17 protein-coding genes are annotated in these 15,553 nt (G+C 69.6%); 4 read left to right on the top strand and 13 right to left on the bottom strand.

Going from position 1 to position 15,553, the window contains the following annotated elements; translation table 11 throughout:
* Nucleotides 1-53: 53 nt before the first annotated feature.
* Together JJI54_RS12335 and JJI54_RS33110 are read left to right on the top strand one after the other, a co-directional pair.
* Entirely contained in the window at nt 54-254 is a 201-nt protein-coding gene (locus JJI54_RS12335) for a KGG domain-containing protein (protein ID WP_203073286.1), read from the top strand.
* Between the two features lie 99 nt (nt 255-353).
* Nucleotides 354-2,987, top strand: coding sequence for a M10 family metallopeptidase C-terminal domain-containing protein (locus JJI54_RS33110; protein WP_203073284.1), 2,634 nt, complete (start codon nt 354-356; stop codon nt 2,985-2,987).
* Nucleotides 2,988-2,990: 3 nt separating this feature from the next.
* On the opposite strand, the gene JJI54_RS12325 is transcribed toward JJI54_RS33110, so the two are convergent.
* The 9 genes from JJI54_RS12325 to JJI54_RS12285 all read right to left on the bottom strand — a co-directional run bounded on the left by JJI54_RS12325 (nt 2,991) and on the right by JJI54_RS12285 (nt 10,659).
* Nucleotides 2,991-4,067 carry an MBL fold metallo-hydrolase gene (locus tag JJI54_RS12325; RefSeq protein ID WP_226381685.1) on the bottom strand — a complete coding sequence of 359 codons (1,077 nt, stop codon included), beginning with the start codon at nt 4,065-4,067 and terminating at the stop codon, nt 2,991-2,993.
* A gap of 73 nt (nt 4,068-4,140) precedes the next feature.
* On the bottom strand, nt 4,141-4,512 hold the full coding sequence (locus JJI54_RS12320; protein ID WP_203073283.1) for a HesB/IscA family protein: 372 nt from the start codon (nt 4,510-4,512) through the stop codon (nt 4,141-4,143).
* A gap of 21 nt (nt 4,513-4,533) precedes the next feature.
* Entirely contained in the window at nt 4,534-4,887 is a 354-nt protein-coding gene (locus JJI54_RS12315) for an SUF system Fe-S cluster assembly protein (RefSeq protein ID WP_226381732.1), read from the bottom strand.
* A gap of 10 nt (nt 4,888-4,897) precedes the next feature.
* The gene (gene sufU, locus JJI54_RS12310; protein WP_456305582.1) at nt 4,898-5,377 is read right to left on the bottom strand and encodes a Fe-S cluster assembly sulfur transfer protein SufU; all 480 of its coding nucleotides are present in this window, start codon (nt 5,375-5,377) and stop codon (nt 4,898-4,900) included.
* On the bottom strand, nt 5,374-6,615 hold the full coding sequence (locus JJI54_RS12305; RefSeq protein WP_203073280.1) for an aminotransferase class V-fold PLP-dependent enzyme: 1,242 nt from the start codon (nt 6,613-6,615) through the stop codon (nt 5,374-5,376). Before JJI54_RS12305 ends, sufU begins: the two co-directional genes overlap by 4 nt.
* Complete coding sequence (sufD, locus tag JJI54_RS12300) at nt 6,615-7,925, bottom strand: Fe-S cluster assembly protein SufD (RefSeq protein ID WP_203073279.1); 1,311 nt, start codon at nt 7,923-7,925, stop codon at nt 6,615-6,617. The genes JJI54_RS12305 and sufD overlap by 1 nt, the downstream gene beginning before the upstream one ends.
* Nucleotides 7,922-8,668 carry a Fe-S cluster assembly ATPase SufC gene (sufC, locus tag JJI54_RS12295; protein WP_203073277.1) on the bottom strand — a complete coding sequence of 249 codons (747 nt, stop codon included), beginning with the start codon at nt 8,666-8,668 and terminating at the stop codon, nt 7,922-7,924. The genes sufD and sufC overlap by 4 nt, the downstream gene beginning before the upstream one ends.
* A 16-nt stretch (nt 8,669-8,684) precedes the next feature.
* A complete protein-coding gene (gene sufB / locus JJI54_RS12290; protein ID WP_203073276.1) occupies nt 8,685-10,184 on the bottom strand; it encodes a Fe-S cluster assembly protein SufB in 1,500 nt (499 codons plus the stop codon).
* A gap of 10 nt (nt 10,185-10,194) precedes the next feature.
* Entirely contained in the window at nt 10,195-10,659 is a 465-nt protein-coding gene (locus JJI54_RS12285; RefSeq protein WP_203073274.1) for an SUF system Fe-S cluster assembly regulator, read from the bottom strand.
* Nucleotides 10,660-10,813: 154 nt separating this feature from the next.
* Between JJI54_RS12285 and JJI54_RS12280 the strand changes: the two genes are divergently transcribed.
* On the top strand, nt 10,814-11,701 hold the full coding sequence (locus tag JJI54_RS12280; protein ID WP_203073272.1) for an alpha/beta fold hydrolase: 888 nt from the start codon (nt 10,814-10,816) through the stop codon (nt 11,699-11,701).
* Nucleotides 11,702-11,718: 17 nt separating this feature from the next.
* The gene (locus JJI54_RS12275; RefSeq protein WP_203073271.1) at nt 11,719-12,393 is read left to right on the top strand and encodes a Crp/Fnr family transcriptional regulator; all 675 of its coding nucleotides are present in this window, start codon (nt 11,719-11,721) and stop codon (nt 12,391-12,393) included.
* Here the strand turns inward: JJI54_RS12275 and JJI54_RS12270 are convergent.
* From JJI54_RS12270 to JJI54_RS12255, 4 genes are read right to left on the bottom strand one after another with little or no spacing between them, the layout of a single operon-like run.
* Nucleotides 12,390-12,932, bottom strand: a complete 543-nt coding sequence (locus JJI54_RS12270; protein ID WP_203073270.1) for a chlorite dismutase family protein — start codon at nt 12,930-12,932, stop codon at nt 12,390-12,392. The two genes, JJI54_RS12275 and JJI54_RS12270, sit on opposite strands and share 4 nt — an antisense overlap.
* A gap of 2 nt (nt 12,933-12,934) precedes the next feature.
* Nucleotides 12,935-13,894, bottom strand: a complete 960-nt coding sequence (locus JJI54_RS12265) for an ABC transporter substrate-binding protein (protein ID WP_203073269.1) — start codon at nt 13,892-13,894, stop codon at nt 12,935-12,937.
* A gap of 23 nt (nt 13,895-13,917) precedes the next feature.
* Nucleotides 13,918-14,679, bottom strand: coding sequence for an ABC transporter permease (locus JJI54_RS12260; protein WP_203073268.1), 762 nt, complete (start codon nt 14,677-14,679; stop codon nt 13,918-13,920).
* Entirely contained in the window at nt 14,672-15,439 is a 768-nt protein-coding gene (locus tag JJI54_RS12255; protein ID WP_203073267.1) for an ABC transporter ATP-binding protein, read from the bottom strand. Before JJI54_RS12255 ends, JJI54_RS12260 begins: the two co-directional genes overlap by 8 nt.
* Nucleotides 15,440-15,553 lie beyond the last annotated feature (114 nt).

Here is a 15,553-nt window from a genome sequence, read left to right as displayed (position 1 = left end):
GCGTTTCCCCCGCGCGGCGCAAGCGTGGTGCGCCGCCCAAGGAGGATGCAGCGATGGCAGGCCAGGACATGAACAAGGGCAAGGATGGCGCCGGCGACAAGGCCGGCGGGCACGGCGCGGAAGGCCAGAAGGGCGTGTCGCAGGACACGGTCGGCGCGGGCAAGCGGAAGGATCCGAACAACTTCGCCAATGACCCGCAGCGCGCGGCGGAGGCCGGGCGCAAGGGCGGGCAGGCGCGCGGGACGAAAGACTGACGCCGGCACGGTCGCGCAACATCCGGTTAAGGAGGCTCGTCAAGGCTGCCGGGGCGCGGGGCGACCGGCTTCGCGCCCTTGGGTAAGGGGCCGGCAGCCATGGCGACGACACGGGCGGTTGCCGCGACCGGCAACAAGTATATCGACGGGGTGCTGTCCGGCACCGCCTGGCAGGGGCCGCTGACCTTCAGCTTCCCCGATGCGGTGGGCGATTTCGAATCGCCCTATGGCAACAACGAACCGGGCAGCGGCTTCGCGCAGGTGTCGCTGGCCACGATGCAGGCGGCGCGCCATGCGCTGGCCGGCACCAGCGGCGTGGCGGGCGGCAATGCGGTGCTGCGCGGCGCGGGGGTGGCGGATTTCACGCAGCTCGCGATCACCGATGCGGGCTTCGATTCCGCCGATCTGCGCCTGGCCCAGTCCAGCCTGCCCGGCACCGCCTATGCGCGCTATCCCGGCGGCGGGTCGGGCGGCGATGTCTGGTTCGGCACCGCCTACAACTACCGCAACCCCACGCTCGGCAACTACGCCTACCACACCACGCTGCACGAGATCGGCCATGCGCTGGGGCTGAAGCATTCGCAGGAAACGGGCGGGCCCGGCGCCACCGCCGTGCCGGCGGATCGCGACAGCATCGAGTTCTCGGTGATGAGCTACCGCAGCTACACCGGCGGCCCGGCCGGTGGCTACACCTACGAACAATGGTCCGCGCCGCAATCCTACATGATGCTGGACATCGCGGCGCTGCAGGTGATGTACGGCGCCGACTTCACCATGCAGGCGGGCGACACGACCTACAGCTGGAACCCCGCCACCGGGCAGATGTCCATCAACGGCGTCGGCCAGGGAACGCCGGGCGGCAACCGCATCTTCCTGACGATCTGGGATGGCGGTGGGCGCGATACCTATGACCTCTCGGCCTATGCCGGTGGCGTCAGCATCGATCTCTCGCCCGGCGGATGGTCCGTCGCCAGCACGGCGCAGCTCGCGATGCTCGGCACGGGCAGGATGGCGCGCGGCAACGTCTTCAACGCGATGCAGTACCAGGGCGATGCGCGATCGCTGATCGAGGATGCGATCGGCGGCGCGGGGCATGACCGCATAACGGGGAACGAGGCCGCGAACTGGCTGCGCGGCAACGCGGGCAACGACACGCTGCTGGGCGCGGGCGGCGCCGATACGCTGGAAGGCGGCACGGGCGCGGACAGCCTGGCGGGCGGCCTCGGCGATGATTGCTACGTCGTGGCCGATGGCGCCTGCGTGGTGGTGGAAGCCACGGGCCAGGGCACGGACCTGGTGCGCGCCGCCGTCAGCTGGACGCTGGGCGCGAATCTGGAAGCGCTGACGCTGACCGGCACGGCCGATATCGACGGCACGGGCAACACGCTGGCGAACGTCCTGGTCGGCAATGCCGGCGCGAACCGGCTGATGGGCGGCGCGGGCAACGACCTGATCCAGGGCATGGGCGGCGCGGATGTGCTGGATGCCGGGCTCGGCGCCGATACGCTGGCGGGCGGTGCGGGCGACGACCTGTACTACGTCCAGGCGATCACCCAGCGCGTCATCGAGCAGGCGGCCGAGGGCGCGGACACCATCGTCTCCACCGTCGCCTGGACGCTGGGCGATGCGGTGGAGGACCTGGTCCTGTCCGGCACGGCGGGCAATGCCGGGACCGGCAATGCGGCCGCCAATGTCATCACCGGCAATGGCGGGGCGAACCGCCTCTCGGGGCTGGGCGGCGCGGATACGCTGCTGGGCGGCGCCGGGGCCGATACGCTGGATGGCGGGACGGGGGCGGATCGCCTGGCCGGGGGCCTCGGCAATGATGTGCATGTCGTGGACGATGCCGGCGACGTGGTGGTGGAGGAGGCGCTGGGCGGCACCGACCTGGTGCTCGCCAGCGTGGACTGGACGCTGGGCAGCGAGGTGGAGCGGCTGACGCTGACCGGCAGCGCCGGCCTGGCCGGCACGGGCAATGCGCAGGCCAACCTCATCGCCGGCAATGCGGGTGACAACCGCCTCAGCGGGCTGGAGGGCGCCGATACGCTGACGGGGGGCCTTGGCAACGACACGCTGGATGGCGGCGCGGGAAATGATTCGCTGGCCGGCGGCGCGGGCGATGACCGCTACGTGGTGGACAGCCTGGGCGACAAGATCACGGAAGCGGCGGGCGGCGGCAACGACACCATCTGCGCCAGCTTCTCCTTCGTGCTGGGCACGAACCAGGAGGCGCTGGAACTGGCGGGCAGCGCCGCCATCAACGGCACCGGCAATGCGGTCGCGAACACCATCACCGGGAATGCGGGCGCCAACATCCTGCTGGGCCTGGCGGGCAACGACACGCTGCTCGGGCTCGCGGGCACGGATACGCTGCGCGGCGGCCTCGGCGCCGATGTGCTGGCCGGCGGCGATGGCGCCGATGCCTTCCGCTTCGCCGCCACCACGGAGGGCGGCGACCGCATCCTGGACTTCATCACGGGCGAGGATGTGATCGAGATCTCCGCCGCGGGCTTCGGCGGCGGGCTCGTGGCCGGCATGAACCTGGCGGCGTCGGGCCGGCTGCAGATCAGCAGCGCGGGCACGCCGCTGCGCACGCCGGCGCAGCTGCTGTTCGACACCGACACGCATCTGCTGAGCTGGGACAGCAATGGCAGCGCCGCCGGCGGCGTCATCCTGCTGGCGGAGCTGGTGGATGCGACGCCGGCCGCGGCTTCCTTCGTGGTGATCGCCTGAGGATCAGGCGGCCGCGTTGGTCCAGACGAGGCCCGGCCGCGCGGCGATGAAGCGGGCGGGATCGACGCCCTTGGCCGCCAGCGCCGTGGCGAGGTCCGCCGGGGGAGCGTCCACGCCCTCATTCGTCAGGTTGAAGGTGCCCCAGTGGTAGCCGAGCGCCTGGCGGGCGCCGAGCAGTTCGAAGCCCTGCACGGCATCATCCGGGTTCATGTGCTGCGCCACCATGAACCAGCGGGGCTCATAGGCGCCGATCGGCAGCAGGGCGAGGCCGAGGCCGGGATGGCGCTGCGCGACGCGGCGAAAGGGGCGGCCCTGGTCGAAACCCGTGTCGCCGGCGAAGAAGATGCCATCGCCGATGCCCTTCAGCACGAAGCCGCCCCACAGCGCGTGGTTGCGGTCGAACAGCCCGCGGGCGGACCAGTGATGCACCGCTTCCAGCGTCGCCGTGACCCCGCCGCCTAGGTCCCGCTGCTCATGCCAGTCCATCGTCTCCACCACCATGGCGGGGTGGTGGCCGCGCAGGATCACGTCATTGCCGAGCGGCGCGAGGATGCGGGGCCGGTCGCGTTCCCACAGCCGTCGCAGGCTCTCCACATCCATGTGGTCGTAGTGGGCGTGGGAGAGCAGGACGACGTCGATCCTCGGCAGCTTCGCGAAGTCGATGCCGGGCGCGTTCACGCGCTTGGGGCCGTAGAAGCTGAAGGGGCTCGCACGGTCGGAGAAGACCGGATCGGTGATGATGTTGAGGCCCGCGCCCTGGATCAGGAAGGTGGCGTGGCCGACGAAGCTGACGCGCAGCGCCTGGCCCGCCACGCGGTCGGGCGGCGTGTCCTGCGGGAAGGGGCTCGGGAAGGCATCCGGCCAGGCGGTGCGGGTTTCCGTCAGCTGCCAGCGCAGCAGTTGCGTGAAGCCGCGCGGCGCCTCGCCATCCGGGTTGAAGAAGCGGCTGCCGTCGAAATGGTCCGAGATCGGGCCCGCGTAGTAGTCGCTGCCGCCGCGCATGCTCACGCAGGCGCCGAGAAGGGGGATCGCGGCCAGCAGCGTGGCCAGCTTGCGGCGGGTGATGGCGTGGGGAGGCAAGGGCAGGCTTCCAAGGTGGGAAGCCCGGATGTGGCGCGGCGCCCAGGCCGCGCCAAGGTGGCGTAACAATCCGTCAGACGTGGAAGCTTTCCCCGCAGCCGCAGCGGCCCTTCTCGTTCGGATTGGTGAAGGTGAAGCCCGCGGACATGGCCTTCACCTCGTAATCCATCACCGTGCCGATCAGGAACAGCGTCGCCTTGCGATCCACCAGGATGGTCAGGCCCTTGTCGGTCACGACCTCATCCCCCGGCCCCGCGCCATCGACCCAGGACAGGTCGTAGGACATGCCGGAGCAGCCCTTGGTCTTGACCGCGATGCGGAGCAGCTTGCCCGCCTCGCCCTTCTCGTAGAGGCCGCGCAGCCGCTCCGCCGCCGCATCGGACAGCGTCATCAGCGGCGGCAGGGCCCGCCTGGGGCGGACGGGCGCGTCGGTGGCGATGGTCATGGTTTCACCCTCACGCTGGCGTCAGTACATGTTGAGGGCGAGGCGCGCATCCTCGCTCATCCGGCTCTGGTCCCAGGGCGGATCCCAGACGACCTCGACCGTCACATCGGTCACGCCGGGGACGGCGCGCACCGCTTCCTCCGCCTGGCTCGGCAGTTCCTGCGCCGAGGGGCAGGAGGGGGTGGTCAGCGTCATCTCGACCTTGACGTGCCCGTCATCGCCGATCTCGATCGCGTAGATCAGGCCGAGTTCGTAGATATCGACGGGGATTTCCGGGTCGAAGACCGTCTTGAGGACGGCGATGACCGCATCCTCATGCACCTTCACCGGCGGCTCGGTGGAGCCTTCCGGCGTCCAGGCGCCGTGGTTAGGCAGGGTCGGCGTTTCACTCACTGCTCGCCTCCTTCGCCTCGCCGTCGAGGGCGGCGTTCAAGGTGTGCCAGGCCAGCGTGGCGCACTTCACGCGGCTCGGGAAGTCATGCACGCCGGAGAGCGGCGCGAGGCGTTCCATCTCCTCCGCGATGTCGCCGCCGCATGCCGGGCAGGTGCCGGTCATGGCCAGCGTGCGGAAACCGTCGCTCATCGCATGGGCCTGCGCGGGCGTCTTGCCCTTGACCGTGTCGGTCATGAGCGAGGCCGAAGCCATGGAGATGGCGCAGCCGCGGCCCTGGAAGGCGGCATCCGCGATGGTGCCATCCGGCGCCATCTTGAGGAACAGTTCCATCCGGTCGCCGCACATCGGGTTGTCGCCGCGCGCGGTGCGGTCGGCATCGTCCAGCCGGCGGAAGTTCCGCGGCTTGCGGCCATGGTCCAGGATGACTTCCTGGTAGAGGTCGCGAAGGTCGTCGAACAATCCGCCGCTCATCGGAAGAACTCCCTCGCCTGCCCCAACGCATCGGCGAGGAGATCGACTTCCTCCGGCGTGGTGTAGAGGCCGAAGGAGGCGCGGCAGGTGCTCTCGACGTTGAAGCGGGCGTGCAGCGGTTCCGCGCAATGGCGGCCGGACCGCACGGCGATGCCGGCGCGGTCCAGCAGCGTGGCCACGTCATGCGCATGGGCGGTATCGAGCGCGAAGGCGAAGACGCCGCCGCGATCCTGCGCGCGGCCGAGCAGCGTGACACCCTCGATATGCGGCAGGCGGGCCATGGCGCGATCGACCAGGGCGCGCTCATGCGCCTCGATCGCCGGCATGCCGATCGCCTCGACATAGTCGATGGCGGCGTGCAGGCCGATGGCCTCGATGATCGGCGGGGTACCCGCTTCGAACTTGGCCGGGATGGGCGCCCAGATGCTGCGTTCGAAGCTGACTTCGGCGATCATGTCGCCACCGCCGAGGAAGGGCGGCATGGCTTCCAGCAGCGCGGCCTTGGCGTAGAGCACGCCGATGCCGGTCGGGCCGTAGAGCTTGTGGCCGGTGAAGACGTAGAAATCGGCGTCCAGCGCCCGCACATCCACGCGGCGATGCACGGCGGCCTGGCTGCCATCGAACAGCACCTTCGCACCGGCCTCATGCGCCATGCGCGCGATGCGCTCCGCCGGCGTCACGGTGCCGAGCACGTTGGACATATGCGTGACGGCGACGAGGCCGACCTTGCCATCCGCGAGCTTGGCGGCCAGGTCGTCCATGTCCAGCTCACCGGCATCGGTGATGCGGCAGACCCGCAGTTCGATGCCATGCGCGTCGCGCAGCATCTGCCAGGGCACCAGGTTGGCGTGATGCTCCATCTCGGAGATCACGACCGCCTGGCCCGGCTTCATCACGCCGCGGCCATAGCTGTGGGCCACCAGGTTGATGGCGTTGGTGCTGCTGCCGGTGAAGACGATCTCGCGTTCGTCGCCCGCATTCAGGAAGCGCTGCACGGCGCGGCGCGCGGCCTCATAGGCCTCGGTCGCCTGCTCGCTCATGTGGTAGGCGCCGCGATGGACGTTGGCGTAGGCCTTCTCCATCATCCGCACCATGGCGCCGATCACCTGCCGCGGCTTCTGGGCGGAGGCGCCGCTGTCGAGGAAGGTGAAGCGCTTGCCGCGCACCGTCTCCGACAGGATCGGGAAATCGGCGCGGATCGCGGCGAGGTCCAGCACCGGCGCCATGGACCCGTCCATCACGCGACCTCGATCCCGCCCGCCACGCCCTGGCGCTGCCACCAGCCGGCAACGGCGCCGGACAGCGCCTCTCGGATGGCCTCGTCGGCCACGGCTTCCACCGCCTCCGTCAGGAAGGCCTCGACCAGGATGGCCTTGGCCTGGTCCAGCGGGATGCCGCGGGCGCGCAGGAAGAACAGGTTGTCGGCATCCAGCTCTCCGACGGTGGCGCCGTGGCTGCACTTCACGTCGTCGGCGTAGATCTCCAGCTGCGGCTTGCTGTCGATCTCGGCCTCCGGGCTCAGCAGCAGGGCCTGGTTCATCTGGTAGCCATCGGTCTTCTGCGCGATCTTGCGCACCAGGATCTTGCCCTGGAAGACGCCGCGCGACCGGCCGGCCAGCACGGTCTTGTAGGTCTGGCGGGAGGCGCAATCGGGCGCCGCGTGGTCCAGCGCCGTCGTCGTATCCGCATGCTGGCCATCGGCCACCAGCTGCACGCCGTTCATGTGACATTCGGCCTTGGGGCCGGCCAGCGCGACATGGATCTCGTTCCGCGCCAGGCGGGCGCCGGCATTCAGCGTGAAATTGTCATAGGCACCGCCCTCCGCCACGCGGGCATAGACGGTGGAGAGGAAGAAGGCGTCGTGGCCTTCCTGCTGCAGCCGCCCGTGGTTCAGGCGCGCGCCGGCGGCGACCTCGATCTCGAAGACCGGGTTGTGCAGGTAGCGCGCGGCGGCGGGGCCGGAGGCCGTCTCGATCAGCGTGAGCGAGGCGCCTTCCTCCAGCCGCACCAGGTGGCGCGGGTGGTAGGCGGGGGCGCGGTCCGACAGCGCCGCGAAGGACAGCAGTTCCAGCACGCCGCCGTCGACGCCGGCGGGCACGGTCACCACCAGCCCGTCCTCGAACAGCATGCCGTTCAGCGCGGCCAGCGCCTGTTCCGCCGGGCGCGCGACGGCGCCGAGGCGCCCTTCCAGCGCCGGCAGCGCGGCCGCCAGGCTTTCCGCCGCATAGGCCAGCCCGTCCAGCGTCGAGAGATCGGCGCGGAAGCGGCCATCGACGAAGACGGCGCGGGGGTTGGTGGTGGCGGGCAGCGCCAGCGCATCATCCACGCCGGTCAAGGGCTCGCCGAACACCGTTGCGGTCAGCGCGGCGAGATCCGTGTAGCGCCAGGCCTCGATGCGGCGGGTCGGGAAGCCCTGCGCGCGGAAGGCCTCCGCCGCGGCTTCGCGCTGCGCCGCGACCCAGGCCAGGTCAGCGCCCGGCAGGCGGGCGCGCAGCCCCTCATGCCGCGCCAGGAAGGCGGCGGCGCCGGTGGTGCCGAGCGCCGTCATGCCGCGGCCACCGAGGCGGCGTAGCCCGTCGCCTCGAGCTCCTGCGCCAGTTCCGGCCCGCCGCTGCGGATGATGCGGCCGGCGGACAGCACATGCACATGGTCCGGCACGATGTGGTTCAGCAGGCGCTGGTAATGCGTGATGACCAGCGCCGAGAAATCCGGCCCGCGCAGGCTGTTCACGGTATCCGCCACCATCTTCAGCGCATCGATGTCGAGCCCGCTATCGGTCTCGTCCAGCAGCGCCAGCTTGGGCGAGAGCATCGCCATCTGCAGCATCTCGTTCCGCTTCTTCTCGCCGCCGGAGAAGCCGACATTGACCGGGCGCTTCAGCATGTCGTCCGGCATGTTCAGCACCTTCATCCGCGCGCGGGCGAGCTTGAGGAACTGGATCGCGTCCACCTCGCTCTCCCCCTTCGCGCGGCGCACCGCGTTCAGCGCCGTGCGCAGGAAGTTGGCGTTGCCGACGCCGGGGAGTTCGACGGGCGCCTGGAAGGCCAGGAACACACCGGCCACGGCACGTTCCTCCGGCTCCATCGCCAGCAGGTCCTGGCCCATGAAGGTGACGGAGCCTTCCGTGACCTCATAGCCCTCCCGCCCCGCCAGCACGTAGCTCAGCGTGGACTTGCCGGAGCCGTTCGGGCCCATGATGGCGTGCACCTCGCCCGGCGCGATCGACAGCGACAACCCCTTCAGGATCGGCTTGCCCTCGACGGTGGCGTGCAGGTTCTCGATCTTCAGCATGATATCAGGCGATCCCTTAACCGACCGAGCCTTCGAGGCTGATCTGCAGCAGCTTCTGCGCTTCCACGGCGAATTCCATCGGCAGCTCCTTCAGGACCTCCCGGCAGAAGCCGTTGACGATGAGGCCCACGGCATCTTCCTCGCTCAAGCCACGCTGGCGGCAGTAGAAGAGCTGGTCCTCGGCGATGCGCGATGTCGTCGCCTCATGCTCCACCTTGGCGGACATGCAGCGATTCTCGATGTAGGGCACGGTATGCGCGCCGCATTCGTCGCCGATCAGCAGGCTGTCGCACTGCGTGAAGTTGCGCGCGCCGGCGGCCTTGGGGCTGATCTTCACCAGGCCGCGATAGGTGTTCTGCCCGCGGCCGGCGCTGATGCCCTTGCTGACGATGGTGCTGCGCGTGTTGCGGCCGATATGGAACATTTTCGTCCCGGTATCGGCCTGCTGGCGGTTGTTGGTGATGGCGACGGAATAGAACTCGCCCACGCTGTCATCGCCGCGCAGGATGCAGGAGGGGTACTTCCAGGTGATGGCGGAGCCCGTCTCCACCTGCGTCCAGCTCACCTTGCTCCGCGCGCCGCGGCAATCCGCCCGCTTGGTGACGAAGTTGTAGATGCCGCCACGGCCCTCGGCATCGCCGGGGTACCAGTTCTGCACCGTGCTGTACTTGATGGTCGCATCGTCCAGCGCGACGAGTTCCACCACCGCGGCATGCAGCTGGTTCTCGTCCCGCTGCGGCGCCGTGCAGCCCTCGAGGTAGCTGACCGTGCTGCCCTCATCGGCGATGATCAGCGTGCGCTCGAACTGCCCCGTGCTCTTGGCATTGATGCGGAAATAGGTGGACAGCTCCATCGGGCAGCGGACGCCCTTCGGGATGTAGACGAAGCTGCCATCGGTGAAGACGGCGCTGTTCAGCGCGGCGAAGTAGTTGTCGCCCTGCGGCACCACGGTGCCGAGGTACTGGCGCACCAGCTCCGGATGCTCCTGCACCGCTTCGCTGATCGCGCAGAAGATGATGCCGTCCTTCGCCAGGCGCTCCTTGTAGGAGGTGGCGACGGAGACGCTGTCGAACACCGCATCGACGGCGATCGGCATGCGGCCGCCATCGGCGGGCGTATCGCCCGCGCCCTCCACGCCCGCCAGGATGGCCTGCTCCTTCAGCGGGATGCCGAGCTTGGCGTAGGTCTTCAGCAGTTCCGGATCGACCTCGTCCAGCGACTTCGGCTTCGTCTTCTGCGTCGGCGCCGCGTAGTAATAGGCGTCCTGGTAGTCGATCTTCGGGTAGGAGACGGCGGCCCATGCGGGCTCCTCCATCTTCTTCCACATCGCGAAGGCCTTCAGCCGCCATTCCAGCAGCCAGGCGGGCTCATTCTTCTTCGCGGAGATGAAGCGGACGATGTCCTCGTTCAGGCCCTTGGGCGCGAACTCCATCTCGATGTCGGTCTCGAAACCCCATTTGTAGCCGCCCTCGGTGACGGACTGGACGGTTTCGAGCGTCTCGGTGACGGCGGGCATGGAACTTGTCCTACTCGGCCAGAAGGGCAGGCACGGGGGTGGCGGTCAGGTGCGCGGGCAGCGCGGCGCGGCCGGGCGGCGTCGCGATCTCGCTCACCATGATGGCGGAGAGCGCGCCGCGGATGGCGGCATTCACGGGGTCCCAACGGCCGCGGACGGGGCAGGTATTCTCGGCCTCGCAAAGACCGAATCCGCCATCGACACAGGCGGTCAGCGCGATCGGGCCATCCACGGCCACGATCACGTCCGACAGCGGCAGGGATGACAGCGGGCGCAGCAGGCGGTATCCCCCGCGGGCACCGCGCAGCCCCTCCACCAGGCCCGCCTGGGCCAGCATCTTCAGCACCTTGGCCACCGTGGGCTCGGCGATGCCCGTGCCGCCAGCCAGGCCGGGCGCGGTCTGCACGCCCCCCTCGGCTTCCAGCCGGCTCAACACCACCACGGCGTAATCGGTGAATTTCGAGACCCGCAGCACGCGGCGTCGCTCCCGCTCCTGAAAGGGGACCCATCGGGTCCGGATTGGCAGATGCGCTCGCCCCCCTCCGGAGTCAAGGTGCCGTCCCAGGGTTGCCGACTCGATGCCCCGGCGCCACGATCCGGCGCCTTCCCGGGACCAGATTGGAGAGACGATGCCGACGATCCGCACCGATGACGGGGTGAGCCTCTATTACGAGGAAGCGGGCTCCGGCACCCCCATGGTCTTCGTCCATGAATATGCCGGCGACCATCGGAGCTGGGAGGCGCAGATGCGCTTCTTCTCCCGCCGCTACCGCTGCGTGACCTATGCCGCCCGGGGCTATACCCCCTCCGAGGTGCCGTCCGACCCCGAGAAGTACAGCCAGGACCGCGCGACGGACGACATCGCCGCCGTCATCAAGGGGCTCGGCCTCGGCAAGACCCATGTGGTGGGCCTGTCCATGGGCGGCTTCGCGACGCTGCATATGGGCCTGCGCCATGCGGATCTCTGCCGCAGCCTGGTGGCCGCGGGCGTCGGCTACGGCGCGTCGCCGGACAAGATGCCGCAATTCCACAAGGAGACGGACGCCGCCATCGCCCGCATCCGGTCGGAGACGATGGCGAAGTTCGGCATGACCTACAGCCGCGGCCCGACGCGCCTGGTCTTCGAGGAGAAGGACCCCCGCGGCTACAAGGAATTCCAGGACCAGCTCTGCGAGCACAGCACGGAGGGATCGGCCCTGACCATGAACGGCGTGCAGCGCCGCCGCCCTTCGCTGTTCGACCTGAAGGACGGCTTCAGCCGGATGGAGGTGCCGACCCTGGTCATCGCGGGCGACGAGGATGACCCGACGCTGGAGGCCAGCATCTACCTGAAGCGCACCATCAAGAGCAGCGCGCTGCTGGTCATGCCGAAATGCGGGCACACCATGAACCTGGAGGATCCGGACGCCTTCAACCGCGCGGTGCTGGACTTCGTCACGCAGGTGGATGGCGGCCGCTGGACCAACCGCATCCCGGCCAGCCTGTCCGGCGGCATCATCGCGGCTTCCGAGAAGTAGCGGGACCAGGCGCGGCGATGTCGATCGAGGCCCGCCGCGCCATCGACCGCCTGCCGCTGTTCTCCGGCGTGCCGGAGGCCGCGCGCGCCCGCCTGGCCGCGGCTGCCCGGCCCGTGCGGTACCGGGAGGGCGAGGTGGTCTTCCGCCGGGGCGATTCCGGCGCGGATGGCATGCTGTTGGTGCTGGACGGGCTGGTGCGGCTTCACCTGGCGACCGGCGCCGGGCGGGAACTCACGCTCGGCCTGGCCGGGGCCGGGGAGCCGGTGGGCGAGGTCGCGCTGGTGGATGGCGGGCCGCGCAGCGCGGATTGCACGGCGCTGACGCCGGTCTCCGCCCTGCTGGTCCGGCATGCCGATGCGGCCGCGGTGCTGGCGGAGGATCACGCCACGGCGCTGGCGCTGCTGCGCACCCTGGCGGCACGGCTGCGGCGCACCACGGAGCAGGTGGAGGCGGTGGGGCTGCGGCCGCTGCCACAGCGCCTGGCGGCGGCGCTGCTGAAGCTGGCGGCAGCGGACCCGGCGGGGCTGGTGCGGCTGCCGCAGGGCCAGCTGGCGGCGCTGGTGGCGGCGACCAGGCCCAAGGTGAACCTGGCGCTGGTGGAGTTCCGCGCGGCGAGGCTGGTGGAGCCCTCGCGCGCGGGCCTCCGGATCAGCGACCCGCCAGGGCTGCGCGCCCTGGCGGAGACGGATTAGCGGCTGAGGCGGATATCGATCTCCGCCTCGACATGGCACCACTCCTCGCTGGCGCGGAGGCGGGCGAGCAGCGCCTCGAAGGCCGGTTCATCCCCCGGCGCGTATTCGAACCAGGTCAGGAAGTCGAAGGGCTCGCCCAGGTCACGGCTGTGGTGGAGCCGGCGCGCGATGGCCGGCAGGTATTCCATGCCGATGGCGTTGTGGCGCGACCGCGTCTCCATGATGGCGCGCCGCTCATCCTGCGCCATCGCCCACCAGGCGGCGGTCTTGCGGATGGGGATGAGGGCGGCGCGGGTGGCTTCGGGCCGGCCGAGCCCCTGCTGCCGCGCGGCGAGGGCGGCCAGTTCCTCGGCGGTGGTATATCGGATGTTGCTGACCACGCCGCGCAGCGTCCAGGCGCCGCGCGGCTGGGGATCCGTCCCGGTCGTGACGGCAAGGCGGGGTGCGGCTTCCAGGCCCGCACCCCGGATCGGCGTGATGGCGCTGATCCTCCAGGCTCCCTGCTCGCCGGCCGTGAAGGCGACGGGCAGCGGCGCCATGGTCAGATCGTCACGCGGCCGGCGGCGGCGGCGGCGAGTGGCGCCTTCCAGATCACCTGGTCCGGCGTCACTTCCCGGGACAGGCGGTTCATGCCGCGCAGCTGGTCGATGGCCAGCTGGATGTTGCCGACGCTGTCGGGCGTCAGGTTCATCTTGTACTCGACCTTGGTCATCAGCTCCGCGATGAAGGCGCGGTCCTGGCGCAGGAAGCGCGCGGCCTGGGCGGCGGCCTCCGCCGGGTTGCTGGCGATGAATTCCTGCGCCTGGATCAGGGCGCGCATGAAGCGCTGCGTCGCATCCTGGTTCGCCTCCGCCCAGCCCTTGTTCATGTAGACGAAGTTGCGGACGATCTGGATCTGGTCGTTGGAGAGCAGGATCTTCGTGTTGGGGATGGCGCGCATGGCGCGGGTCGGCCAGGGTTCCCACACCGCGAAGGCATCGATGTTGCCGCGCTCCAGCGCCGCCACCATCTCCGGCGCCTCGACATTCACGATAGTGTAGTCGGCCGGGTTCAGGTTGAGCTTGGAGACGACGGAGAGCCAGAAGGTCTCGCTGCCCGTGCCGCGGGCGACGCCGACACGCTTGCCCTTCAGCGCCTCCATGTTCTCCACATTGCGGCCGAGCACGCTGATCCAGCGCAGCAGCGCCGTGCCTTCCGCCACCGCGACGACGTTGGGATCGACCAGGTGGGCGGAAACGCCGGCCTGTTCCGCGCCATAGGCGGAGTTGATCTGGTTGCCGACGAGGAAGGCGATCATGGCGGAGCCGGAGGGGCCGGTATTCACCGTCACCTCCAGCCCGTTGCGCTGGAAGAAGCCGCCTTCGCGGGCGACGTAGTAGGGCGCGAAGGACGGATCGACGCCCGTCGCGATGGTCATGCGGATGGGCGCGCCCTGCGCGAAGGCGGGCATGGGCAGCGCGGCGGCGGCGCCCGCGGCGATCAGGCTGCGACGGTTCAGCATGGTTTCTCTCTCCCTGTTCGTGGTCACATGGTCGGGTTGAAGCGGCCCGCGAAGGCGCGGATCAGCAGGCGGAAGCTGCGGTCGGTGGCGAAGCCCAGCAGGCCGAGCGAGATGAGGGCGACGAAGATGTCCTCCACCTGCATGAACAGGCGGGCATCCCACAGCATCTTGCCGAGCCCGTCATTGGAGGCGACGAGTTCCGCCGCGACGATGGTGACGAAGGCATTGGCCATCGCGAGCCGCATGCCCGTCAGGATGTAGGGCACGGTGGCCGGCAGGGCGACGAGGGCGAAGACCTGGAAGCGGTTCGCGCCCAGGCATTGCGCCGCGCGGATCTTGTCCTTCCCCACGGCGCCGACGCCGGCCGCGGTCGCGATGATGACGACGAAGACCGTCGTATACGCAATCAGGAAGATCTTGCTCTCCTCCCCGATGCCGAACCAGATCACGGCGACGGTGATCATCGCGACGGCGGGGATGAAGCGGAAGAATTCCGTCCAGGGTTCCAGCAGCAGCCGCACCGGCTTGAAGCTGCCCAGCGCCAGGCCGATCGGGATTCCCAATGCGCTGCCGAGGAGAAACCCCTGCAGGATGCGGCGCATGGAGGCGATGACCGCTTCCTGCAGCAGCCCATCCTCGATCAGCACCACGGCGCGTTCGAAGACCGGGAAGGGCGAGGGGAAGAGGACGGAGCGCACCAGGAACTGGCTCGCCAGGTGCCAGATGGCGAAGAGCAGGACGAAGCCGGCGACATAGCCGCCGATGGTCGCGGCGCGGTTATTCATGAGGGTGGATCTCCTCATGGATCAGCGCATGGACCTGGCGGAATGTCTGCATGAAGCCGTCCGAGGTGCGTTCGCGGGGAAAGGGAAGATCGACCGGCACCACGGCCTTCAGCGTGCCGCCCGGCCCGCGCTTCATGACGCCGACGCGGGTGGAGAGCGCGACCGCTTCCTCGATGTCATGGGTGATGAAGAGCACGGTCTTCCGCGTCTCCGCCCAGATGCGGGAGAGTTCGTTCTGCAGCACGGCGCGCGTCATCGCATCCAGCGCGCCGAAGGGTTCGTCCATCAGGAGGATGCGCGGATCATTCGCCAGCGCGCGGGCGATCTGGATGCGCTGCTTCATGCCGCCGGAGAGTTCGGAGGGGTGCTTGGCCCCCTGCCCCGTCAGCCCGACCATCGTCAGGAAGCGGTTCGCGACCGCGCGGCGCTCCGCCTTCGCCATGCCGCGCAGGCGCAACCCGAAGGCGATGTTGTCCAGCGCGGTCAGCCAGTCATAGAGGCTGTCATGCCCCTGGAAGACCACGCCGCGATCGGCGCCGGGGCCGCGCACGGGCTTGCCATCCAGCAGGATGCGGCCGGCTGTCGGCGCCTCGAACCCCGCCAGCATGTTGAGGACCGTGGTCTTCCCGCAGCCGGAGGTGCCGAGCAGGCAGAAGAACTCGCCCTCCGCCAGTTCCAGGGAGAAGTCGCGCACCGCCTCCCACGCGCCCGTGCGGCCGCGGAAGGTCTTTCCGACCCCTTCAAGGGCAACCAACGCCATGCTGTTTCCCTGACCCGGCTACGCGAGAACAGAATAGTGCGCGCCGCGATCCGGGCAACCCGGCTTCACGACCCGATCGCAGCGGCCTAGAACGCCTCTGCGCAAGAGGGAGGC

Source organism: Falsiroseomonas ponticola (assembly GCF_016805305.1).
GTDB classification, from domain to species: Bacteria; Pseudomonadota; Alphaproteobacteria; order Acetobacterales; family Acetobacteraceae; genus Falsiroseomonas; species Falsiroseomonas ponticola.
The sequence above is the reverse complement of the archived record's forward strand: the minus strand, read 5'-3'. Positions and strand labels throughout refer to the sequence as shown.